Here is a 21,793-nt window from a genome sequence, read left to right as displayed (position 1 = left end):
AAATGTGTAGAGGCATTAAAAGAGCGATTCCAGGCATCATTGAGGGATTGAACGTATGGCGCTTACAAAAGCTGAAATGTCAGAATATCTGTTTGATAAGCTTGGGCTTAGCAAACGAGATGCCAAAGAGCTGGTAGAGCTGTTTTTCGAAGAGATCCGTCGCGCTCTGGAAAACGGTGAGCAGGTTAAACTCTCGGGCTTTGGTAATTTTGACTTACGCGATAAAAACCAACGTCCCGGGCGCAACCCGAAGACCGGTGAAGATATTCCCATTACGGCGCGCCGTGTGGTGACCTTCCGACCTGGTCAGAAACTAAAAAGTCGGGTTGAAAACGCGTCGCCAAAAGACGAGTAACCTGAGTTAACAAAAGGCCGCTAACGCGGCCTTTTTCTTTTCTTGTCCTCACCGGTAAACTCTCCGTAAAATCAGACGCATAAATGTATCAGGTGGAACCCTTAAGCGAATGCTGAGTTTTGTAACCAGACAACGCCGGTTTGAGCGGCGCTGGCTGATAGGGCTGTCCTTTGCGGCGGTGGCTATGCTGGCGCTAAGCCTGTGCGCAGGAGATGTCTGGTTTTCGCCGCTCTCCTGGTGGAGCGACGAGGCTAATCTATTCATCTGGCAAATAAGATTACCGCGAACGCTGGCGGTGCTGCTGGTCGGCGCCGCGCTGGCGGTCACCGGGACCATTATGCAGGCGCTGTTTGAAAACCCGCTTGCTGAACCCGGTTTACTCGGTGTTTCTAACGGCGCGGGCGTAGCGCTGGTCATCGCGTTGCTGCTGGGCCAGGGGATGCTGCCCGGCTGGGGGCTCGGGGTGAGCGCCATCCTTGGCGCATTGACGATAACACTTATTCTGTTACGTTTTTCTCGTCGTCATCTCTCCACCAGTCGTCTATTACTTGCAGGCGTCGCGCTCGGTATTATTTGTAGTGCGCTAATGACCTGGGCGGTTTATTTCAGCTCGAGTCTCGATCTGCGCCAGCTCATGTACTGGATGATGGGCGGCTTTGGCGGAGTAGACTGGCGGCAGGGCTGGTTGATGGTTACGCTGTTGCCGGTGGTGATTTGGCTGTGCCGCCAGCATGCGCCGCTGAACCTGATGGTGCTGGGTGAAAACTCGGCTCGTCAGCTTGGTCTGCCCGTCTGGCTGTGGCGGAATATTCTGGTGGTGGCTACCGGCTGGCTGGTTGGTGTAAGCGTCGCGCTTGCGGGGGCCATTGGGTTTGTTGGCCTGGTGATCCCCCATATGCTGCGGCTTAAGGGGTTGACTGACCACCGTGTTCTTCTGCCCGCCAGCGCACTTGCGGGCGCGGCGGTGTTAACCGGGGCGGATGTGGTGGCGAGGCTGGCTTTAAGCTCTGCTGAGTTGCCTATTGGCGTAGTGACCGCTACGCTCGGCGCACCGGTGTTTATCTGGTTATTATTGAAAGCCGGACGTTAATCCGGCTCACTGATGAAGAGGATGATATGCAAAGCAACGTTTTGAATACCGAAGTCACCACCATTGAGGGTGAAAGCACCACGCTTGAAAACTGGCAGGGTAAAGTGCTGCTGATTGTTAACGTTGCATCGAAGTGCGGCCTGACTCCGCAGTACGAGCAACTGGAAAACCTGCAGAAAGACTTTGAAGCGCAGGGTTTTACCGTGCTGGGCTTCCCGTGCAATCAGTTTCTGGGCCAGGAGCCGGGCAGCAGCGAGGAGATTAAAACCTTTTGCAGTACGACGTATGGCGTGACGTTCCCGCTGTTCAGCAAAATTGACGTGAATGGTGAACACCGCCATCCGTTTTATCAGAAGCTGATTGACGCTCGCCCAACCGCCCTGGCACCCGAAGGCAGCGATTTTCTGGCGCGAATGAGCAGCAAAGGGCGTGGCCCGCTTTACCCTGACGACATTCTGTGGAACTTCGAGAAGTTTCTCATCGGCCGTGATGGCAAAGTGATCCAGCGTTTTTCTCCGGACATGACGCCAGAAGATCCGGTCGTTTTGGACGCCATCAAACAGGCCTTGGTTAAGTAACTTGTCGGTTTTGCAACTGGCAGGCATCACCGTCGCTGGCCGGCTTGGGCCGATTACCGCGACGGTGGAGCGAGGTGAACTTATCCATCTCGTCGGGCCTAACGGGGCGGGGAAGAGCACTTTACTTACGCGAATGGCCGGGTTAAGCACCGGGCCAGGAAGCTTGCGGCTCAATCAGCAATCGCTTGAGGAATGGTGTCCCGCGGCGCTTTCCCGCCGCCGTGCCTGGCTTAGTCAGCAGCAGCTTCCTCCTTTTGCTATGCCCGTCTGGCATTACCTGCAGTTGCATCAACCTTCGCCGGAGGCGGAGGCCGCAATGGTACGCCTGGCACAGTCGCTGGGGTTAACCGACAAGCTGGCGCGGCCGGTCAACCAGCTTTCCGGCGGAGAATGGCAACGGGTACGGCTTGCCGCAGTGCTACTACAGGTTGATCCGACGGTGAATCCTGACGGGCAACTCTTGTTGCTCGACGAGCCTATGAATAGCCTCGATGCTGCTCAGCAGGTAGCGCTGGACCGCCTGTTACATGCGCAGTGTGAGGCCGGTATTGCCGTGGTGATGAGCAGCCATGATCTGAATCATAGCCTGCGGCATGCCCACAAAGTGTGGCTTTTGCGGGCGGGCAACATGGTGGCTCAGGGGGCGCGGGATGAGGTACTGACGCCGAAAAATTTAACCGCCGCTTACCAGATGTCATTCCGTTTATTACGAATCGAAGGGCACAGTATGCTGATAAGCCCGCTATAACTCAGCGGAAAGCTTGCAATAATTCCGGACGACAGGCTAAATTACTGGAAACACTAATGCCTGGAGTTTTCTGAAAAATGCGTTTGTGGCTTATCGCAGTGGCATGCTTAGTATTGGTGGGGTGTAGCCATAATGCACCTCATCCAAACGCCCGGCTTTCCGACTCCATCACCGTCATTGCACAGTTAAACGATCAGCTGCGTAGCTGGCATGGCACGCCGTATAGCTATGGTGGCATGAGCCGACGGGGTGTTGACTGTTCCGGCTTCGTTCTGATGACCTTCCGCGACAGGTTTGACCTGATGCTGCCGCGTATGACCAGCGAGCAGGCGGAGATCGGCACAAAAATCGACAAAGACGACTTGCTGCCGGGCGATCTGGTGTTCTTTAAAACCGGATCGGGTGAAAGCGGCCTGCACGTTGGGATTTATGATACCGATAATACGTTCATCCACGCCTCCACCAGCCGGGGCGTAATGCGTTCCTCGTTGGACAACGTCTACTGGCGTAAAAAATTCTGGCAAGCCCGCCGTATATAGCTTTTCCCCATTAATTTTGCCTGAAAATCGTGACCTTTCCCGCAAATATGCGGGCGGCGTCAACGCGGTTTTCAATATCAGGTAATATCGGGATGCATTGTGCTTTTCCCGCTAAGGATTGTTTCATGGTTACCCTCGAAGATGTTGCAGCCCACGCTGGTGTTTCACGCGCCACCGTCTCACGCGTGGTGAATGGCGACACCAAGGTTAAATCGCAAACCCGTATTAAGGTTGAAGCCGCGATTGCCGAGCTGGGCTACTCCCCCAATCCTGCGGCCAGAGCACTGGCATCCAGCCAGAGTCACTCGATAGGGCTGGTCACGACCTCCTATACCGGTGGTTTTTTCGGGGCACTGATGGATACCGTACAAAGCGAGGCAGAGTCCAACGGTAAGCAGCTACTGGTGACTCAGGGGCGCGGAGTCGAAGAAAATGAGCGCAACGCTATTCAGCGGCTGTATAACCTCCGCTGTGACGGTCTCATCCTCCACGTCCGTGCCATTGCTGATGAGACGCTTATGCAGTTGGCTGAGCGTGGCAACCGGTTTATCCTCCTCGACAGAGACATCCCTGCATTAAGCGCACGGTGCGTGGTGTTCGATCATCGTCTTGCCAGCCATCTGGCAACCCGCTATCTGCTTGATGCCGGCCATACGGCAATTGCCTGCCTCCACGGGCCGACCCAGCGTTCATCGAGCCTTCTGCGCCTGCAGGGTTTTTTGGATGCAATGAAAGAGCAGGGGGTTACACCGGCTGCGGTGATGGAAGGGGAATACGATATGCCCAGCGGCTACAGGCAAACCTCTTCGCTGCTCGACCAGCATAAAATCAGCGCGCTCTACTGTTGTAATGAAGAGATGGCTGTGGGGGCGATGCTGGCCATTACCGAACGCGGTTTGCGTATTCCTCTGGATATATCCCTTATTTGTTATGACAGTGGAGATCGGGCGGCGTTTGTTCGCCCCGCGTTAACCAGCGTTTATTTTCCAATAGGAGATATGGCCCGCTACGCGACGCGCAAATTACTTGATGAGCACTGCGAGAATGAATCTTTTTTGCCGAGTATCATTGCCAGGGACTCCGTGCGTAATTTACGTTAAAAACTGGCTATGTACGGATATCCAGGATAAGCTGGAAATCATTAAAAGATAAAGCTTAAACGTTTCAGGGATGAGTGTGAAATTCACAGCGATAGCAGCTATCCGACTATTTTCGGATTGGCGCTGTATCTCTCTGCCGTCCAACCAGAAATCTACAGGGCTGGCAAAATGATTGTTTCACTAGATAGTGTTTATTGTTCTCATCTCTATTGTCGCCCTGCCGTGCGGCCGGATGACAGCGTTATGGGCGTCGAAATAGTCGCAAATTTTGTCGGCGCCAGTGCTCCGGTACGTATTCCAACCGAGTTGCTTATCCCCCACCTCGCCCCGGAGCAGCACCTTGAGCTGTTTAGAGAAAAATTAACGCTTATAGAAGAACATCAGCATTTCTTTATCAGTCGACAGCTTGTTGTCTGGGTTCATATTAACGAAACTATTATTGATACGCTAATTAACAACCAGGATTTATATATCCGACTAAAGGCCTTGCCGTTTATTGAATTAACCATCAGCGAAAGTTTCCCTGATTTAAATAGCGGTAAAGCTAATTTAAGGCTGGCCTGGATGGTAGAGCGTTTTGCGCTGGTGCTGGCAGACTTTGGTGCCGGAAATGCCACCACGAAGTCTCTATTCGACGGCATGTTCAGACGTGTGATGATGGACCGCTTTTTTATTCAAAAACAGCTGTCGGGCCGCACCTTTTCCCCCTTTATGCTTGCCATCATTGGGCAGGTTTCACCGTTTTGTGAATCACTGCTGGTGGCGGGCATAGACTCCGCTAACGCGCGGCGCAAAGTGCAGGCGCTGGGCTTTGCCGCGATGCAGGGCAAACTGTGGCCGCTGGTTCAGACGGAGGATTTGGCGTCAATTTTCCCGCCGCATGAAGGTCTCTCTCACTAAAGCCCCTGCTGCGCCACCGTGTTTAAAATCCATCACCGGGGCTACACTGTCGGGTGGAGGAACCATGACTAACACTTTAAATTTTCTGAATACCTGGCACGACGAGCTGCCGGATTTTTACAGCGAATTAAACCCAACGCCGCTGAAAAATGCGCAGCTGCTTTATCACAGCCAGCCGCTGGCCGATGAGTTGGGTCTCGAACGGTCTCTTTTTGATGCACAGCATCAGGGTGTCTGGAGTGGCGAAACGCTACTGCCCGGCATGCAGCCGCTGGCCCAGGTCTACAGCGGGCACCAGTTCGGCGTCTGGGCCGGGCAACTGGGGGATGGGCGCGGTATTTTGCTGGGAGAGCAGCAACTGGCGGACGGAAGCAAAGTTGACTGGCACCTGAAAGGCGCGGGCTTAACGCCATACTCGCGCATGGGCGACGGCAGGGCGGTACTGCGCTCCACTATTCGAGAGTTTCTTGCCAGTGAAGCTATGCATGCCCTCGGGATCCCAACTACGCGAGCCTTAACGATTGTCACCAGCGACACGCCCGTGCAGCGCGAAACGGTTGAGCAGGGCGCTATGCTGCTCCGGGTGTCTGAGAGCCACCTGCGTTTTGGTCACTTTGAGCACTTCTATTACCGCCGCGAGCCGGAGAAAGTGCGGCAGCTTGCCGATTACGCCATTCGTCACCACTGGCCGCATTTGCAGGGGCTTGAAGAACGCTATGAGCTGTGGTTCAGCGACGTCGTGGCGCGTACGGCAGCGTTAATTGCCAGCTGGCAAACCGTGGGGTTTGCGCACGGGGTAATGAACACGGATAACATGTCGATTCTTGGCCTGACCATGGACTACGGCCCGTATGGCTTCCTCGACGATTACCAGCCAGAATTTATCTGCAACCATTCCGACTATCAGGGCCGCTATGCGTTCGACAACCAGCCAGCGGTAGGGCTTTGGAACCTTCAGCGCCTCGCGCAGACGCTCTCCCCGTTTATTACCGCCGATAAGCTGAACGCTATTCTGGAGGGTTACCAGCCGGCTATCATGCGTGCCTTTGGCCAGCAGATGCGGGCTAAACTGGGGCTCTGCACCGAACAGCAGGAAGACAACCAAATCCTGAGTGAGCTGTTTGCTTTGATGAGCAAAGAGGGGAGCGATTACACCCGTACTTTCCGTATGCTGAGTATGACGGAACAGCTCAGCGCGGCGTCGCCGCTGCGCGATGAGTTTATCGACAGAGCAAGTTTTGACGCCTGGTTTGGGCGCTATCGCGAGCGGCTTCAGGCCGAGCAGGTGAGTGATGCCGAGCGCCAGCAGAAAATGCAGGCGGTGAACCCGGCGCTGGTATTACGCAACTGGCTGGCGCAACGGGCAATCGAGGCCGCGGAGCAGGGCGATACTCGTGAACTGGCGAAACTCCACGAAGCGCTGCTCCAGCCGTTCTCCGATCGCGAAGACGATATGACGCAGCGCCCACCTGACTGGGGAAAACGGCTGGAAGTCAGCTGTTCCAGCTGATTACTGGCGCAGCCCTACCTGAGGAACCGGGTGTTCCGGATGCCGGAATACCCGCAGGTCCGCCTGATACCAGCGCTGCAACGTTTGTTCTTCCAGCACTTCATCGGGCGTCCCGTCCGCGACCAGTCTGCCTTTATGCAGCAGCACGATACGATCGGCCCACAGCGCGGCCAGATTTAAATCGTGCAGTACAACGCAAACTGACAGCGTCCCCATTTGTGCCAGACGCCTCAACAGGCGCAGCACGTGCTGCTGGTGGTAGAGATCCAGCGCTGAGGTTGGCTCATCCAGAAACAGCCAGCCGTGAGGCTGGCCGTCGCACCAGAGCTGAGCCAGCGCCCGGGCTAACTGTACCCGTTGCTGTTCTCCGCCGGATAAACGGCAAAAATCTCTGCCGCTCAGAGAGTCGCAGCCGGTTAGCGCCATGACTTCCGCCACAACTTTCGCCGTTGACGCCTGTGGCCAGGGCGCCCGGCCCATGGCGACCACATCTTCTACCGTCCAGCTAAACGCCATATTGCTTTGCTGTCGCATCACCGCCCGTTTGCGGGAAAGCGCTTCGTTGGACCATTGATTCAAATCATGACCCGCCAGCGCAACATGCCCGCTGTCAGGCTGTTGAAACCCGGTTAACAACCGCAACAGCGTGGACTTACCCGCGCCGTTTGGGCCAATCAGCGCGACCACTTCGCCCGGCTTCAGGCTGACATTGACGTTATCAATCAGATAACGATGGCCCAGCTTCAGCGAAATATCGTGCGTGGACAAAATGTCATTCATCTCGCGCTCTCCTTGCTGCGGAAAATCATCGCCAGGAACCAGGGGCCGCCAATCAGGCTGGTCAGCAGGCCCACCGGCATTTCTGCGGGTGCGACAATCGTTCGCGCCAGCGTATCGGCCACCAGCAGAAGCATCGCGCCTGCCAGCACGGAGCCCGGCACCAGCCAGCGATGATCGGACCCCAGCCACATGCGCACCAGGTGCGGCACGACCAGCCCAACAAAACCAATAACACCGCTTATAGCCACCGCAGCAGCAACCAACAGCGCGCTCAGGATCAGCAGATGGCGCTGGGTTGTTTTGACATCAACGCCAAGATAGTGCGCTTCTTCATCGCCAAGCTGGAGCAGGTTAAGGCGCTTAGACAGCAGCCAGATCCCTGCGGCTGCGGGCAGGATAAGAGAGGCGGTGGCGAGCAGCGTTGACCACTGAGCCTGGCCCAGGCTGCCCATTCCCCAAAGCGAAAGCTGGCGGAGCTGGGTGTCGTTACTGATCCACGACAGCACGCCAACCGCCGCGCCGCACAGGGCGTTGATAGCGATGCCCACCAGCAGCAGGCGAGACAAACTGTTGGCGCCCTTACGGCTAAGCAGGAAAATCGCCAGCGTCACCGCCAGGCTGCCGACAAATGCAGCTAACATGGGAGCATAAAGTGCCAAAACCGCCGGCAGGGCTAGCGGCATCACGATAGACAGACCCACCGCCAGCGCGGCCCCGCTGCTGATCCCCAGTAAACCAGGGTCAGCCAGCGGGTTACGGAACAGCCCCTGCATCACGCAGCCGGACAGCGCCAGGGCGCCGCCAATCAGCGCCGCCAGCAGCACGCGAGGCAGGCGGATGTTGAGCCAGATATCGCGCAGCGTGTCGTCATGCGCCTGCCAAAGCACGGCAACCGACAGCCGCATGGCGCCGAGATTCGCGGCAATAAGCGCCATTGCCAGCAGAACCAGCCCCATCAAACACAGGGCGTGGTGAGGCAAAGGGCGGCGTATCACGGTAATTGCTCCGCTTTCTTACGCAGGGCGAGGATCGTCTGCGGGGTATCAATGCCAAAGCCGAGCAGCGCCATGTCATCCACCACCATCAGCCGTTTGTTTTTTCCCGCAGGGGTCTGTGCAAGGCCCGGTAATGCCCAGACCTTGTCCTCGCCGCCGAGGGTTTTCACCCCGTCGGTGGTGACCAGAATCAGGTCAGGCTTGCTGGCGATGACGCCTTCCTGGGACAGCGGCTGATAGCGCTTAAAGCCCTGCATGGCGTTGTCCAGGCCCGCAGCGTGAATCGCGGCATCCGCAGCGGTTTCCTGTCCTGCCGCCATAGCGGTCATGCCGCCGTGGCTCATAATGAACAACACTTTTTTACCCAGTGGCTGTGCCGGAATAGCGGCCAGCTGGTCGCGAAGCTCCTTACGCAGCCTGTCGCCTTCGGCGGTTTTACCCAGCGCGTTAGCCACGGCTGCCACTTTGGCGTCAATGCTGTCCAGGCTGTTTTCGGCCGGGACGGTAACAACCTTCACCTTGCTGGCCTCAACCTGTTTCAACGCCATTGAGGGCTGAGCCTGCGCGCTGACGAGTACCAGCGTCGGGCGCATAGCCAGAATACCTTCGGCGTTAAGCTGGCGCAGGTAGCCGACATCCGGCAGCTTTTTCACGGCATCGGGATGAAGGCTCGTGCTATCACGAGCCACCACATCCTGACCCGCACCCAGAGCCCAGGCAATCTCGGTGACGTCGCCACCGATGGTTACCACGCGCTCGGCCGCACCTGCCATTAACGGCAGGGCGAGGATGGCGAGCATCAGGCGTTTCATGCTGCCAGCCCTTTGCCGATTAACGCTTCAATCTGCGTGCGCCACTGCTCTTGCTCCGGCTGGCCTTCGGTCCGCTGGCCGTACAGCTGTGCGATTTGCGTGCCGTCGGCGGCAAACAGCTCGAGGCTGGTAACGTGGCCGTCGGCGGTGGGTTTGCGGGTTACCCAGCTCTCGGCGATGGTGTCACCCATCAGGTGCAGGGTGAATTCCGGGTTGAAGACGTTGACCCAGTTCTCCATCGGCACCACCTTGCGGATTTCACCGGTGAAGATCTGCACGCAGCCACGGTTGCCGACGAAAATCATGATTTCGTTGCCGTCTTCTTTCGCCTGATTCAGCAAATGAGAGAGGGCTTCGTTATCCACGCGGCAGGCCAGGTCGTCTTTCACCAGGCGGAAAGCCTGCTGACGCGTCAACTGGTGGCGTTTCAGCAGCTGGAAGAACTGGTGAACGTCGGTCATCGCGCGCCATTCGGCATCCACTTTGTCGGCTTCGACGGTTGGGGTCATCACCGCTTCTTCAACGGCTTTGATGTCCAGAGCTGGGTTGTCGGTATGGATAAAGCGGGTCAGCACCTGGCTCCAGGCTTCAACATCCGTGTTGTCGGTGGTGTACACCTTCAGCAGCGCATCGCCCTGATGGTCGAAGAACTGGATGCTCTGGCGTTCACCGCGAGCCGTCTCTTCACGGACGTGGAACACGCTTGCCCACTGGTTCAGAAACAGGCGCAGATCCAGCGCGCGCGGGTTCAGTACCAGCCCGGCGTGGCCGTTCAGGTGTTGGTTCTCAAAGCGGCCCACCTGCTCGTGAACGGCATATTCGTTACGGCAGATGCATTTCGTTTCACCCACGGCTTCCAGCGCGGCGAAAATCTCTTTCACATCGCCGTTCAGGCGCCATGCGTCGTGCCCGACGCGGGCATGGGTCAGTTCCGCTTCGCTGATGTGCATCAGTTTGGCAATGTCCCGGGCGTATTTCTTCGGGTTGTCTTGTTTAAGCTGGATCCAGCTGTCGTAACGCTGACTCATGAATAACTCCTTTACCATTGATAGCTCACGAAAATTTTACCGTTACGGCCATCCTGCGGGAGACCCTGCGGTGACCAGTACTCTTTATCGAAGGCGTTGCCAAACACCAGCGTAGTGGTTAAACCGCGCAGCTGCTGCTGGCCTTTATAGCTGACATAAAAATCGCTGACCGCGTAGCCCGGCTGTTCTGCATAGGAGCTGCTGATGTGGGTAGAGCGTTCGGCGAAGGTGCCGACCCAGCCCACTGAGAAGCCGCTGTGTGCAACGGGAATGTCCAGGGTAGTGGTCACGGTGTCCGGATTCAGGCTGGAAATGTACTCGCCGGTCTCTTCATCTTTGCCGCGGGTGCGGTTATAGGCAGTATCCAGGCTGAACAGATCGGCGGTGTACTTCGCGGTGACGTCCCAGCCCCAGATTTTGGCTTTCGGTACGTTGTAGGACATGGTGGTCGCTTTGGCGAAGTCCACGGTGGTGGAGATGTAATCTTTCGCTTTGGTGTCGAAGTAGCTGGCTTTGAACTCAAGGCCATCGTTGGCCATCGCCAGGTTGTCGAAGCGCAGACCGAAGCCGTACTCCTGAGTTTCGTTGGTCTCAGGGCGCAGGTTAGGATTGGGTACCCAGTAGTTGGTGTAGCGAGTGCCGATGGAGAAGTGTTTGGAGTCGTTGTACATCTCGCCCATAGTCGGCGCGCGGAACGCCTGCGCATAGGAACCAAACAGCATCAGCCAGTCAGTTGGGGTGACGGAAACCGCACCGCGCGATGACCATTTATCGGCATCCACGTCTTTATAGCCCTGGCTGCTGCCGCTGTAGTTGTCGTAGCGCGTACCGGCCAGAATAGAAATTGGCAGATCGCGCAGGGTGATCTCATCCTGCAACCAGCCGGAACCGAAGTTGATTTTCGCCTGTGGGAAACCGGTTGTCAGGCCGCCTGGAGCCTGTTCCTGACGGTAATATTCACCGCCGTAGGTCAGCAGGTTAGCCGCGAAGCTGTCGTTAAACAGGTGGCTGCGGTTCTCTAGCTTGCCGCCCTTTGTAGTCTGCTTGCGAAACTCACCGCCCTGGTTCGGGGTTTCTGCGTTAATGCGTGCTTCGGACCAGTAGGCCGTCGCGGTGGCGTTCAGCCAGTCGTTATCCTGCGGGCCGAGATGGTACTTCAGCTGTGCATCACGCTGGATGGTTGAGCGGTTGGTCATCGGGTTGCTTGAGGCGGTGGCATCCGGCGTCTGCGGATTCTTCGGTTCGCGCGCACTGTTGTTGTAGTAACGCAGGGAGCCGGACAGCGACTGGGCGGAATCGATATACCAGGTGCCTTTGGTCAGCAGGTTGCCAATGTTCTCGTCGTTGGGGGCCGTTTCGCCGTCGCTCTGGCGCAGGTTACCGCGGTCGCGGCTGGACCAGGCGACAACGCCGTCCAGGTTGTCGGTGCGGCCAAAGGCGCTGGCGCCCATGCCGATGCTGTGGTCGCCGGTGCCGCCGGTGCCGAATACGCGGTAGCCACTGTTCTGGCCTTCGAACAGTAAATCTGCGGCATCGGCTGTTTCATAGGAGATCACGCCGCCCAGCGCGCCGCTACCGTAAAGCAGAGCCGCGGGGCCACGTACCACTTCAATACGTTTGATCAGCGCCGGGTCAAGGAAGGTGCTGTTCAGGTGACCGGTATCGGTACCCTGGCGAATGCCGTCTACCAGGGTCAGAACGCCGCGACGGTCGTAGCCGCGCATATTGATATCCTGGCCGTTGGTGCGCCCGGTGCCATCGATGGTAATACCCGGCACTTTACGCAGCATATCGGCGGCAGAGGTGGACGTCTGGCTCTCCGGCGAATTCGCGTCGATAACGCTGACCATCATTGGGGCTTCGAAGGTACTGCGCTGGTTACCGGTGGCAACCACGGTCATCTGCTCATCTTTAGCAAAGGCGGGCAGGGCGGTAAAAACGGCTAACGTGAGTACAGACAGACGAAAACCCGCTGTGTTGGTGCAAGGCATAGCGCAACTCTCCATAAGAATAACGAACGCGCTGGCTGCCTGGGGATAACCTGGGTGGCTGGCTAATTTGTTTTGGTTAGAGGTAAAAATTTATTTGGTCAGGATAAGCTTCCCGGCCTGAGTCTGGCGAAGCAGGTACTGTTGTCCTTCATGGACGATAACCACGCGGCCATCGGCACCAAGCAACGCTTTGCTGTCAACCTGGCGTGGCTCTGTGGTTGTCTGTGGGCGGGCTGGGGTGAATGGTTTTTCCATACGCTTCACTCTGTATACAAATAGAAATCAATGTAACAATGAGAATCATTATCAGAAAAAGGCGATTCAGCGGCAAGCATTATTTGTAAGAAATATGTGAATTGCGGAATTTTGCGACAAAAACGCTGTCGACGAGGATAACGCTATGAAATACGGCGGGTTATTAAAAAGCCCGCCGGAGAATATGGGCTAGAAGCGTCGGTCGGTGGCTTCCGCCAGCATCGCGATCAGCGCTTCGGTGTCTTCCCAGTTAAGGCAAGGGTCGGTGATCGACTGACCGTAGTTTAGCGGCTGACCGGTGACAATTTGCTGCGTCCCTTCTTTCAGGAAGCTTTCCGCCATGATGCCGGCAATCGCGCGTGAGCCGTTGCGAATTTGCGTGCAAACATTCTCGCAGACGTCTAACTGGCGGCGGTGCTGCTTCTGGCAGTTGCCGTGACTGAAATCAATCACCAGGTGCTCAGGCAAATCGAAGGCGCTCAGCGTATCACAGGCCGCGGCGATATCGTCAGCGTGATAATTCGGCTGTTTGCCGCCGCGCATAATGATGTGGCCATACGGGTTACCGCTGGTCTGGTAGATTGTCATCTGCCCTTTTTTATCAGGGGAGAGGAACATATGGCTGGCGCGTGCGGCACGGATAGCGTCAACCGCAATGCGGGTATTACCATCGGTACCGTTCTTAAAGCCTACCGGGCAGGAGAGTGCGGACGCCATCTCGCGATGGATCTGGCTCTCCGTGGTGCGTGCGCCAATAGCGCCCCAGCTAATCAGGTCAGCAATATATTGCCCGGTCACCATATCCAGAAATTCTGTCGCGGTAGGGACGCCAAGCTCATTGACCTGCAGCAACAAGCGGCGTGCCTGTTCAAGCCCGTAATTAATGCGGTAGCTGCCGTTCAGATCGGGATCGGAAATTAACCCCTTCCAGCCGACAACGGTGCGGGGCTTTTCAAAGTAGGTGCGCATCACGATCTCAAGACGATCCTGATGCTTATCACGCAGCACTTTGAGCTGACGAGCATAATCCATTGCCGCATCAAGGTCATGGATTGAACAAGGGCCGACAATAACCAGCAGGCGCTTGTCTTCACCGGTGAGGATTTTCTCTATGCGACGGCGTGCATCGGTTACGTGTTGTGCAACCTCGGTGGAAACCGGGAAACGCTCGGTGAGTTCAGCTGGCGTAACCAGACTGTCGATGCGCGCGGTTCGCAATTCATCTGTTTTGTTCATTGGGTGTCTCAGAAATTTTTGTCTTCTCTGCGGCAGATTTACCGGGAAGTGATGGGGATCACAATAAACCAACGCTGGCCGATTTCAACATTCGACCCGCTTTGACGTACGGATTACCCCAACGCAGTCTGTACACCCTAGCATACACGCTTGGTCTTTTGTACTAGTTTCTTAGTACATGCGGCGGTTCAGTCCCATAATGTCGAGAATTTTGGTCGCCATTTCTTCTACCGAGTAGTTGGTGCTGTTGAGGTAGCGAATCTGGTTTTTACGGAACAGCGCCTCGACTTCTGCGACTTCAAGCCGGCACTGGCGCAGAGAGGCATAGCGGCTGTTTTCACGGCGCTCTTCGCGGATAGCGGCCAGTCGCTCAGGATTGATGGTCAGGCCAAAAAGCTTGTGCTGCAGCGGTTTAAGCACGGCCGGAAGCTGAATATTATCCATATCATCGGCAATAAAAGGGTAGTTGGCGGCACGGATGCCGAACTGCATGGCGAGATAGAGGCTGGTCGGGGTTTTGCCACAGCGGGAGACGCCCAGCAAAATCACCTGCGCCTGATCGAGATTGCGCATCGAAATGCCGTCATCATGCGCGAGCGTGTAGTCAATGGCGGCAATACGCGCATCATATTTCGTCAGGTTTCCAGGGTTAAGTCCGTGGGTTCTGTGCGCTACGGGCGTTGGATCAAGTTTTAATTCCTGCTGCAGCGGCGCGACCAATGTTTGCACGATATCCTGACAAAAACCTTCGCTCTGCATGATGATTTCACGGATTTTAGGCATCACGATGGAATAAAACACCAGCGGGCGGACGCCGGTTTGCTGGTAAATCGCGTCAATTTGCTCTTTAACCGCCTTCGCCCGGCTTTCGTTTTCAACAAACGGCAGCGTGATACTGTTGATAGATACCGGGAATTGTGACATGACCGCATGGCCAAGTACCTCGGCGGTAATTGCCGTGCCATCGGAAATACAAAATACCTGACGATCGACTAAGTTATCCATTTTTATTCCTGAACGGGGAACCGGTTTTCCAAAGCATAAAGTAAAACAAGGCATTCCGAGTAGCGCTAATCTTAATTTAAAAAGTGAAATAGCGTTTTTAAATTTAATAAACCAACGCAAATATATTCAAATCAACATCATAACCATTGGTATTGTAAGGATTATATGATAATCAATGGTTTATGAAGTGAGCGGATCTATCCGAAAATGTCATATTTTATTTTGCTTGAACGATTCACTGGTTTCATTCTCCCCTCAGAATATGCAAAGCTAAATACGAAGTCTGGTGTTTCTTGTACCCATTCATTTAAAAAAGGATTGTTTCGATGTCCAATAATGGCTCGTCACCGCTGGTGCTTTGGTATAACCAACTCGGCATGAATGATGTAGACAGGGTCGGAGGCAAAAATGCCTCCCTGGGTGAAATGATTACCAATCTTTCGGGTATGGGTGTTTCCGTCCCGAATGGTTTTGCCACTACCGCCGAGGCGTTTAACCTGTTTCTCGACCAGAGCGGCGTGAACCAGCGAATTTATGAGCTGCTGGATAAAACCGACATTGACGACGTTAGCGAACTGGCGAAAGCCGGGGCGCAGATTCGCCAGTGGATTATTGACACGCCTTTCCAGCCTGAGCTGGAAGACGCTATCCGCGAAGCCTATCAAACGCTCTCTGCCGATGATGCCGAAGCCTCCTTTGCGGTGCGCTCTTCCGCTACCGCCGAAGACATGCCGGACGCTTCCTTTGCCGGGCAACAAGAAACCTTCCTCAACGTGCAGGGCTTTGATGCCGTGCTGGTGGCGGTGAAACACGTTTTCGCCTCGCTGTTTAACGACCGTGCCATCTCCTACCGCGTGCATCAGGGCTATGACCACCGTGGCGTGGCGCTCTCTGCTGGCGTACAGCGCATGGTGCGCTCCGACCTGGCTTCTTCCGGGGTCATGTTCTCCATCGATACCGAATCCGGTTTCGATCAGGTGGTGTTTATCACCGCCGCGTGGGGCCTGGGGGAAATGGTGGTGCAGGGCGCAGTGAACCCGGATGAATTCTACGTGCACAAGCCAACGCTTGCAGCGGGTAATCCGGCTATCGTGCGCCGCACCATGGGCTCGAAAAAAATCCGCATGGTTTACGCGCCGACTCAGGAACACGGCAAGCAGGTACGTATTGAAGACGTGCCGGAAGCCGACCGCGATCGTTTCTGTATTACCCAGGAAGAGATTCAGGAACTGGCTAAGCAGGCGGTACAGATCGAAAAACATTATGGCCGCCCGATGGATATCGAGTGGGCTAAAGACGGCCACACCGGCAAGTTGTTTATCGTTCAGGCTCGTCCGGAAACCGTGCGTTCTCAGGGCCAGGTCATGGAGCGCTACCAGCTGCACGCCCAGGGGCAAATCGTGGCGGAAGGCCGCGCGATTGGCCACCGCATCGGCGCAGGTCCGGTAAAAGTTATCCACGACATCAGCGAAATGAACCGCATCCAGCCGGGCGACGTGCTGGTTACCGACATGACCGACCCGGACTGGGAACCGATCATGAAAAAAGCGGCGGCGATCGTCACCAACCGCGGCGGACGTACCTGTCACGCGGCGATCATCGCCCGTGAGCTTGGCATTCCGGCCGTTGTGGGCTGTGGCGACGCAACTGAGCGCATGAAAGACGGCCAGAACGTTACCGTATCCTGCGCTGAAGGCGACACCGGCTACGTTTACGCTGAAATTCTCGACTTCACCGTGAAAAGTTCCACGGTTGACGCGATGCCGGATTTGCCGCTGAAAATCATGATGAACGTGGGTAACCCGGACCGTGCTTTCGACTTCGCCTGTCTGCCGAACGAAGGCGTTGGCCTGGCGCGTCTGGAATTTATCATCAACCGCATGATTGGCGTGCATCCGCGTGCGCTGCTGGAGTTCGACCAGCAGGAGCCCGCTCTGCAGGCTGAGATCCGCACGATGATGAAAGGCTATGACGATCCGGTTGAGTTCTACGTTGGCCGCCTGACCGAAGGGATCGCGACGCTGGGCGCGGCGTTCTGGCCGAAGCGTGTCATTGTGCGTCTTTCCGACTTTAAATCTAACGAATACGCCAATCTGGTGGGCGGCGAGCGTTATGAGCCGGAAGAAGAGAACCCCATGTTGGGCTTCCGTGGTGCAGGCCGCTACGTGGCGAACAGCTTCCGCGACTGCTTCGCGCTGGAATGTGCGGCCATGAAGCGCGTGCGAAACGAAATGGGTCTGACTAACGTCGAAGTGATGGTACCGTTTGTGCGTACCGTCGCCCAGGCGAAAGCGGTTGTCGAAGAGCTCGAACGCCAGGGCCTGAAGCGCGGTGAAAATGGGCTGAAAATTATCATGATGTGTGAGATCCCGTCCAACGCCTTGCTGGCGGACGAATTCCTGCAATACTTCGACGGCTTCTCCATCGGCTCTAACGATATGACGCAGCTTGCGCTGGGCCTGGACCGCGACTCTGGCGTGGTTTCCGAGCTGTTTGACGAGCGTAACGATGCGGTGAAAGCGCTGCTGTCGATGGCCATAAAAGCGGCGAAGAAACAGGGTAAATACGTGGGGATCTGCGGTCAGGGGCCTTCCGATCACGAAGACTTCGCGGCCTGGCTGATGGAAGAGGGGATTGACAGTCTGTCCCTGAACCCGGACACCGTGGTGCAAACCTGGCTAAGCCTCGCCGAACTGAACAAGTAACGCCCCTCTCTCATTAAAAAGAAAGGGAACCGCTCCGGTGTCTTCCTGTCGTGCATTGGGAAGCTCACCGGGGCGGCTATCATCCCCGCTTAATCAAATCCTTCACGCCGGTAATAATGGCCTCGCACCACGCCGCATAATCATGCCCGCTCGACCAGGGGGTAAAGCTTACCTCGTAGCCCTTTTCACGCAGGACGGCTTCAAGCTGTTGTGTATTACGGTAAATACCGCCGTCCGCGCCTTTGCTTTCAAAACGCCCCGCCTGCAGCCAGAAACGCACCGGTAAACGTGGTGACAGTTGATACTGCCGGGTTAGCCAGCCCGGCATTTCGCCCTCAGGCGCCCACCAGTAAGAGCCGGACAAGCTCAGCACGTTGCCAAACGTCTCGGGATGACGCAGGGCAACCCAGGCAGAGGCAAGCCCGCCGTAGCTTGAACCCGCCACAATGGTTTTCCGCGCCGTAGTGGTGATGCCCTGACGATTCAGCCACGGCGTCAGCTCCTGGGCCATAAAATCGGCAAAGTCCGGATTGGGCGGCAGCTCTTTCTCACGGCGTTCGCCGTCCAGGCTGTCGATAAACACGGCGTTCACCGGCGGCAGGGCATGGCGGGCAATCAGGCCGTCCAGCACGTTGGCGAGATGATAACGATCCTGATACATGCGGCCGTCAAACAGCATCAGCGTCCAGCGTGCGGGCTGGCTGCCTCGCGGCCGGTACACCGTCACTTCACGGCGGTTATTGAGCTTTTTGCTCTCAACCTGGTAACGAACCAGCGAGCCATGGCGGATGGGTTCCGAGGTAGCCTGCGGCGTAAAATAGCGGCGGGCGGTGAGGTCTAAAAGCGAGAAACGACTCCAGCGATCCCCATGGCCCGACGGGCTGAACTGCGGATTAAGCGGGTCGGCCTGAGCCGTGACCAGAATTGCGCGGCGCTGCTCGAGAGCGGTGCCTTCGGTAAGAGGGACATCAGGCGCAAGCTTGTACTGCATCAGCGTATCAGCCGGTACCACATAGCTGCGATACCAGACATCGGACTGCCCCAGGCGGAACATCGGGTCGTGATCGCCTGCCGGTGAGCCGAGCACAAAAACGTTGCCCTGCGCGCCACGCCACAGGAAGGTAACGCGCTTGTTGTTGGCGTCTATCGTTTCGACCAGCGGCGTACCTTGCTCGCGTCTTTCCTGCCAGAAGGCCTCGGTGCTGGCGCCGCGACTTAGTGCTTGCTCAAGCGCCAGCAGTGCCGGACTTTCCGGGGATTGCATTTCATTGCGTTTGAGTGGAACCGTCTCACGAATCTGCCAGCGAAACTGCCAGCGTTTACCGGGTTCACCGCGCAGCACCAGCGTTGACGCCTGGCCGACGGGCAGGGCAAAAAGCGGGTTGTGTTTGCCGTCCACCGGGCCATTTTCCACCAGCGCGCGCCAGAGCCTGCCCTTGCTGTCAATCAGGCTGGCGTCGGTCACGCCGCTCAGCCGGACGTTAGCGTAATTCTCCCGCAGGGCCGGAAGCCCAAAGCAGATTTCACCGCTGGCGTCGAACTTTCCCTCCTGCTCTCCCTGGCTGCCGGTAAAGGTGCAGGTCGCGGCCACCGCCGACGCTGAACAAAGCCCTAACATTAATGCGCTCCAGGCGGCTCTCATCGTGCCCATCGTATCCTGATAAAAAAGTGCATACACGCTAATGCAAATGAGATTGATTTGCAATAACATTGCGGGTCGTTGCGTTTTACGACAAAACGTAACAGGAGAAAAAGGCGAACTTAATTCACCTAATCACAGGGGATGTTTTGGTCATGCGCTTTAAAAATAATAAGGTAACCCATAGCCTGTGGCTGATGGGGGTCAGTACCATGGGGATGGTAGGCGGCGTTCAGGCGCAGGAACGGCAGGGCAGCGAGGAGACTCTCGTTGTGACCGGCTCGGTGAGTGAAGATCCTGCCGCCCCGCTGAAGGGAATGGTGGCAACCAAAACGCTGTCCGCGACGAAAACCGCAGCAGAGCTGGTGAAAACGCCGGTGAAATTCGCTCAAAAGGGCTTGAAGCAGAGATTCACTCAACGCTGTTTGACGCCCTTAACCTGATAGGCGCTTACACCTGGACGGATGCGGAAACCGTGAGTACTACCGTCGCAGGAACCGAGGGAAAAACGCCTGCGCGCATTCCTGCTCACATGGCTTCTGCGTGGGGCAGCTATACCATTCCTGAGGGTACCCTAAAAAACCTCACCGCTGGCGTCGGGGTTCGTTATATCGGCACCAGCTATGGCGATGCGAAAAATACGTTTAAAGTACCCGCCGTGGATCTGTATGACGTGATGCTGCGCTATGAGCTGGGTGAGGTGAGTCCTGATTTGAAAAGGGCCGCCGTGCAGGTCAACGTCAACAACCTGGCGGACACAAAATATGTGGCTTCCTGCGCGTCTGATTCGGCGTGCTTCTACGGCATGGGCCGCACCCTGACCGCAACCGTCAGCTATCGCTGGTAAGGAGAAAATTTGCGCTATCTGCTAATGGCGCTTATCGCACTTGCTGCCCCTTCTGGAGCGGCACTCACGCAAGATAAGCCCTACACGCTGGCTAATACCCTGGTACATAGCCTGAATTCGCCGGAAAACGGCGAGTATAAAATCATGGTTTCCTGGCCCGAAGGTCAGGCCCCGGCAGAAGGCTGGCCGGTTATTTATCTGCTGGACGGCGAATCCGTCTTCCCCGGGGCGGTGTCGCTGATGCAGCGCCTGACCTGCGAGCGCTGTCCACTCACGCCCGGCGTCGTGGTCGCTATTGACTACCCGGGCGACAGCCGCCGGGAGCGAGACTACCGGCCAACGGTAGATAAAGTCGCGCTGGAACCTAACCCGGCAGGCGGCACTTACCCGCCCGGTGCACCAGGCGAAGCGCAGAAGTTCTGGCGGTTTATTGACGCCGAACTCAAGCCCTGGGTTGCACAGCGATGGCAAATCAACCCGCAGCGGCAGGCGTTGTTTGGCCACTCGTATGGCGGCCTTTTTACCACCTGGCTGTTTATGACCTCCCCTGGCGCTTTCCAGCATTTTTACGCCTCAAGCCCTTCGGTATGGTGGAACGACCGCTACCTGCTGCGAATGGCGCAAACCTGGCAATCGGATGAGGGGCATACTCAGCTTTCGATTTCGGTCGGGGGATATGAACAGTCGCTGCAGCCGCAGGAAGCCAGGCTGCCGGAGGCAAAGCGCACCGCGTTGCTAAAACATCGTGGACAGCGGGCAATGGTTGATGCTAACCGTGAAATGGCCAACGTGCTGATAGCGAAAGCACCGCACCGCGTTGATTTTACGCTGGTTGAAGGGCAGAGCCACCTGACCGTTGCGCCGCTGGTTCTGCATGGTGTGCTTATCAATCACTTTGCGAAATCAGAATAAAAAAAAGCCCATCATCAAGATGGGCAAAGACTACACACAGCAATTCGTTGTTTCACTCAGGGGATTTCGATGCTTACAAATCAACGTGTTGATTCATAACCGTGAGTTAAATAGTAGGCATCTGGCTAAGTGGCGTCTCTCAGATTCGTCTCAATCGTTAACGAAAGGTAAAAAACTTGAGACAGCATAGCCCGAAGCGGGGGCTTCAATAGCTGGAATAGCGAAGGAAAAAGCTGTTATTGATTAGCGATATTAACTATTTGCGTTAAGTCACTGTGTCAGGTGTTAGTTCTCGCCTGGCCATATTATGCTGGACGGATTAAGCTCCGTTCACCTCAAGTACATATTTATATGCAGCCACCGAACCGGTGAACGTCTCAGGGGAGCCACCGTCGCGCCCCTAAGAACCCGGACTCCCGGCCAAATAAATCGACCGCTGAAGCGGCAGACCTCCGTTTTATCTCCCAGTCCTGGGTCGGCTGAGATGCGTTCCCGACGCTCTCAGCCTCCGGCCGTTCCCGACGGCCGGCCCCTGGCCAGTCGGAGAGAAAACGGAGGCGATTTAAGCCGGAACCGTGCCTCGCTTCAAGCTCATAGCCACGCTGAACATAAAAATTGCTGCAAGCCCCACAGCCACGCCCTTGTTCCCGGCTCTCATCGCCCCCGGTTATGACCCAACTCAGGCGGGGTTGAGCTGCCGGGAGCAGCGAAAGAGAGCGATCGTCGGGAACGAATCGCGAACGACCCCGAATGTTTGGGTGATAGCCG

20 protein-coding genes, 1 other RNA gene and 1 pseudogene are annotated in these 21,793 nt (G+C 56.3%); 12 read left to right on the top strand and 10 right to left on the bottom strand.

Annotation, left to right across the window (positions count from 1 at the left end; all coding sequences use genetic code 11):
• Positions 1-55 precede the first annotated feature (55 nt).
• The 8 genes from ihfA (at position 56) to selO (ending at position 6,820) form a co-directional block, all read left to right on the top strand.
• Positions 56-355: an integration host factor subunit alpha gene (gene ihfA, locus VGM55_RS09620; protein WP_001229265.1), complete on the top strand. Its 300-nt coding sequence runs from the start codon at positions 56-58 to the stop codon at positions 353-355.
• A gap of 109 nt (positions 356-464) precedes the next feature.
• Positions 465-1,445, top strand: a complete 981-nt coding sequence (gene btuC / locus VGM55_RS09615) for a vitamin B12 ABC transporter permease BtuC (RefSeq protein ID WP_154186173.1) — start codon at positions 465-467, stop codon at positions 1,443-1,445.
• Positions 1,446-1,471: 26 nt separating this feature from the next.
• Positions 1,472-2,023 (top strand): glutathione peroxidase, encoded by a 552-nt coding sequence (locus VGM55_RS09610; RefSeq protein ID WP_154186171.1) that lies wholly within the window; start codon positions 1,472-1,474, stop codon positions 2,021-2,023.
• 1 nt (position 2,024) lies between these two features.
• Positions 2,025-2,771: a vitamin B12 ABC transporter ATP-binding protein BtuD gene (btuD, locus tag VGM55_RS09605; RefSeq protein WP_154186169.1), complete on the top strand. Its 747-nt coding sequence runs from the start codon at positions 2,025-2,027 to the stop codon at positions 2,769-2,771.
• 77 nt (positions 2,772-2,848) lie between these two features.
• The gene (locus tag VGM55_RS09600) at positions 2,849-3,310 is read left to right on the top strand and encodes a C40 family peptidase (protein ID WP_154186167.1); all 462 of its coding nucleotides are present in this window, start codon (positions 2,849-2,851) and stop codon (positions 3,308-3,310) included.
• Between the two features lie 125 nt (positions 3,311-3,435).
• On the top strand, positions 3,436-4,410 hold the full coding sequence (locus tag VGM55_RS09595) for a LacI family DNA-binding transcriptional regulator (protein ID WP_154186165.1): 975 nt from the start codon (positions 3,436-3,438) through the stop codon (positions 4,408-4,410).
• A gap of 168 nt (positions 4,411-4,578) precedes the next feature.
• Complete coding sequence (locus VGM55_RS09590; RefSeq protein ID WP_331635332.1) at positions 4,579-5,310, top strand: EAL domain-containing protein; 732 nt, start codon at positions 4,579-4,581, stop codon at positions 5,308-5,310.
• Positions 5,311-5,374: 64 nt separating this feature from the next.
• Positions 5,375-6,820, top strand: coding sequence for a protein adenylyltransferase SelO (selO, locus tag VGM55_RS09585; protein ID WP_331635331.1), 1,446 nt, complete (start codon positions 5,375-5,377; stop codon positions 6,818-6,820).
• On the opposite strand, the gene VGM55_RS09580 is transcribed toward selO, so the two are convergent.
• From VGM55_RS09580 to ppsR, 8 genes are all read right to left on the bottom strand, one after another.
• Entirely contained in the window at positions 6,821-7,600 is a 780-nt protein-coding gene (locus VGM55_RS09580; RefSeq protein WP_154186161.1) for a heme ABC transporter ATP-binding protein, read from the bottom strand.
• Complete coding sequence (locus VGM55_RS09575; RefSeq protein WP_154186333.1) at positions 7,597-8,556, bottom strand: FecCD family ABC transporter permease; 960 nt, start codon at positions 8,554-8,556, stop codon at positions 7,597-7,599. The genes VGM55_RS09580 and VGM55_RS09575 overlap by 4 nt, the downstream gene beginning before the upstream one ends.
• A 35-nt stretch (positions 8,557-8,591) precedes the next feature.
• Entirely contained in the window at positions 8,592-9,407 is an 816-nt protein-coding gene (locus VGM55_RS09570) for a heme/hemin ABC transporter substrate-binding protein (RefSeq protein WP_154186160.1), read from the bottom strand.
• Positions 9,404-10,435: a hemin-degrading factor gene (locus VGM55_RS09565; RefSeq protein WP_154186159.1), complete on the bottom strand. Its 1,032-nt coding sequence runs from the start codon at positions 10,433-10,435 to the stop codon at positions 9,404-9,406. The genes VGM55_RS09570 and VGM55_RS09565 overlap by 4 nt, the downstream gene beginning before the upstream one ends.
• A gap of 11 nt (positions 10,436-10,446) precedes the next feature.
• Positions 10,447-12,426, bottom strand: coding sequence for a TonB-dependent hemoglobin/transferrin/lactoferrin family receptor (locus tag VGM55_RS09560; RefSeq protein ID WP_331635330.1), 1,980 nt, complete (start codon positions 12,424-12,426; stop codon positions 10,447-10,449).
• Between the two features lie 90 nt (positions 12,427-12,516).
• Entirely contained in the window at positions 12,517-12,681 is a 165-nt protein-coding gene (gene hemP / locus VGM55_RS09555) for a hemin uptake protein HemP (protein WP_154186155.1), read from the bottom strand.
• 189 nt (positions 12,682-12,870) lie between these two features.
• The gene (gene aroH / locus VGM55_RS09550; protein ID WP_154186153.1) at positions 12,871-13,917 is read right to left on the bottom strand and encodes a 3-deoxy-7-phosphoheptulonate synthase AroH; all 1,047 of its coding nucleotides are present in this window, start codon (positions 13,915-13,917) and stop codon (positions 12,871-12,873) included.
• A gap of 171 nt (positions 13,918-14,088) precedes the next feature.
• A complete protein-coding gene (gene ppsR / locus VGM55_RS09545; protein ID WP_154186151.1) occupies positions 14,089-14,922 on the bottom strand; it encodes a posphoenolpyruvate synthetase regulatory kinase/phosphorylase PpsR in 834 nt (277 codons plus the stop codon).
• Between the two features lie 326 nt (positions 14,923-15,248).
• Here ppsR and ppsA point away from each other — a divergent pair, with 326 nt between their 5' ends.
• On the top strand, positions 15,249-17,627 hold the full coding sequence (gene ppsA / locus VGM55_RS09540; protein WP_154186149.1) for a phosphoenolpyruvate synthase: 2,379 nt from the start codon (positions 15,249-15,251) through the stop codon (positions 17,625-17,627).
• A gap of 79 nt (positions 17,628-17,706) precedes the next feature.
• On the opposite strand, the gene VGM55_RS09535 is transcribed toward ppsA, so the two are convergent.
• Entirely contained in the window at positions 17,707-19,269 is a 1,563-nt protein-coding gene (locus tag VGM55_RS09535; protein ID WP_154186331.1) for an alpha/beta hydrolase-fold protein, read from the bottom strand.
• 152 nt (positions 19,270-19,421) lie between these two features.
• Between VGM55_RS09535 and VGM55_RS09530 the strand changes: the two genes are divergently transcribed.
• From VGM55_RS09530 to VGM55_RS09520, 3 genes and pseudogenes are all read left to right on the top strand, one after another.
• Positions 19,422-19,709 carry a hypothetical protein gene (locus tag VGM55_RS09530; RefSeq protein ID WP_331635329.1) on the top strand — a complete coding sequence of 96 codons (288 nt, stop codon included), beginning with the start codon at positions 19,422-19,424 and terminating at the stop codon, positions 19,707-19,709.
• Positions 19,634-20,113 (top strand): annotated as a pseudogene (locus VGM55_RS09525) (TonB-dependent siderophore receptor); the annotation flags it as partial. The gene VGM55_RS09530 and the pseudogene VGM55_RS09525, both read left to right, overlap by 76 nt.
• 9 nt (positions 20,114-20,122) lie before the next feature.
• Positions 20,123-21,025 (top strand): alpha/beta hydrolase, encoded by a 903-nt coding sequence (locus tag VGM55_RS09520; protein WP_331635328.1) that lies wholly within the window; start codon positions 20,123-20,125, stop codon positions 21,023-21,025.
• Here the strand turns inward: VGM55_RS09520 and rprA are convergent.
• An RNA gene (rprA, locus tag VGM55_RS09515) (antisense sRNA RprA) lies at positions 21,022-21,128 on the bottom strand. The genes VGM55_RS09520 and rprA overlap by 4 nt on opposite strands.
• Positions 21,129-21,793 lie beyond the last annotated feature (665 nt).

The sequence above is a fragment of the Cedecea sp. genome, from assembly GCF_036500665.1.
Lineage (GTDB): Bacteria > Pseudomonadota > Gammaproteobacteria > Enterobacterales > Enterobacteriaceae > Cedecea.
The sequence above is the reverse complement of the archived record's forward strand: the minus strand, read 5'-3'. Positions and strand labels throughout refer to the sequence as shown.

Coding starts and splice junctions, on each gene's coding strand:
- ihfA (WP_001229265.1), top strand. CDS start 56: ATGGCGCTTACAAAAGCTGAAATGTCAGAATATCTGTTTGATAAGCTT.
- btuC (WP_154186173.1), top strand. CDS start 465: ATGCTGAGTTTTGTAACCAGACAACGCCGGTTTGAGCGGCGCTGGCTG.
- VGM55_RS09610 (WP_154186171.1), top strand. CDS start 1,472: ATGCAAAGCAACGTTTTGAATACCGAAGTCACCACCATTGAGGGTGAA.
- VGM55_RS09600 (WP_154186167.1), top strand. CDS start 2,849: ATGCGTTTGTGGCTTATCGCAGTGGCATGCTTAGTATTGGTGGGGTGT.
- VGM55_RS09595 (WP_154186165.1), top strand. CDS start 3,436: ATGGTTACCCTCGAAGATGTTGCAGCCCACGCTGGTGTTTCACGCGCC.
- VGM55_RS09590 (WP_331635332.1), top strand. CDS start 4,579: ATGATTGTTTCACTAGATAGTGTTTATTGTTCTCATCTCTATTGTCGC.
- selO (WP_331635331.1), top strand. CDS start 5,375: ATGACTAACACTTTAAATTTTCTGAATACCTGGCACGACGAGCTGCCG.
- VGM55_RS09580 (WP_154186161.1), bottom strand. CDS start 7,600: ATGAATGACATTTTGTCCACGCACGATATTTCGCTGAAGCTGGGCCAT.
- VGM55_RS09575 (WP_154186333.1), bottom strand. CDS start 8,556: ATGGGGCTGGTTCTGCTGGCAATGGCGCTTATTGCCGCGAATCTCGGC.
- VGM55_RS09570 (WP_154186160.1), bottom strand. CDS start 9,407: ATGAAACGCCTGATGCTCGCCATCCTCGCCCTGCCGTTAATGGCAGGT.
- VGM55_RS09565 (WP_154186159.1), bottom strand. CDS start 10,435: ATGAGTCAGCGTTACGACAGCTGGATCCAGCTTAAACAAGACAACCCG.
- VGM55_RS09560 (WP_331635330.1), bottom strand. CDS start 12,426: ATGCCTTGCACCAACACAGCGGGTTTTCGTCTGTCTGTACTCACGTTA.
- hemP (WP_154186155.1), bottom strand. CDS start 12,681: ATGGAAAAACCATTCACCCCAGCCCGCCCACAGACAACCACAGAGCCA.
- aroH (WP_154186153.1), bottom strand. CDS start 13,917: ATGAACAAAACAGATGAATTGCGAACCGCGCGCATCGACAGTCTGGTT.
- ppsR (WP_154186151.1), bottom strand. CDS start 14,922: ATGGATAACTTAGTCGATCGTCAGGTATTTTGTATTTCCGATGGCACG.
- ppsA (WP_154186149.1), top strand. CDS start 15,249: ATGTCCAATAATGGCTCGTCACCGCTGGTGCTTTGGTATAACCAACTC.
- VGM55_RS09535 (WP_154186331.1), bottom strand. CDS start 19,269: ATGAGAGCCGCCTGGAGCGCATTAATGTTAGGGCTTTGTTCAGCGTCG.
- VGM55_RS09530 (WP_331635329.1), top strand. CDS start 19,422: ATGCGCTTTAAAAATAATAAGGTAACCCATAGCCTGTGGCTGATGGGG.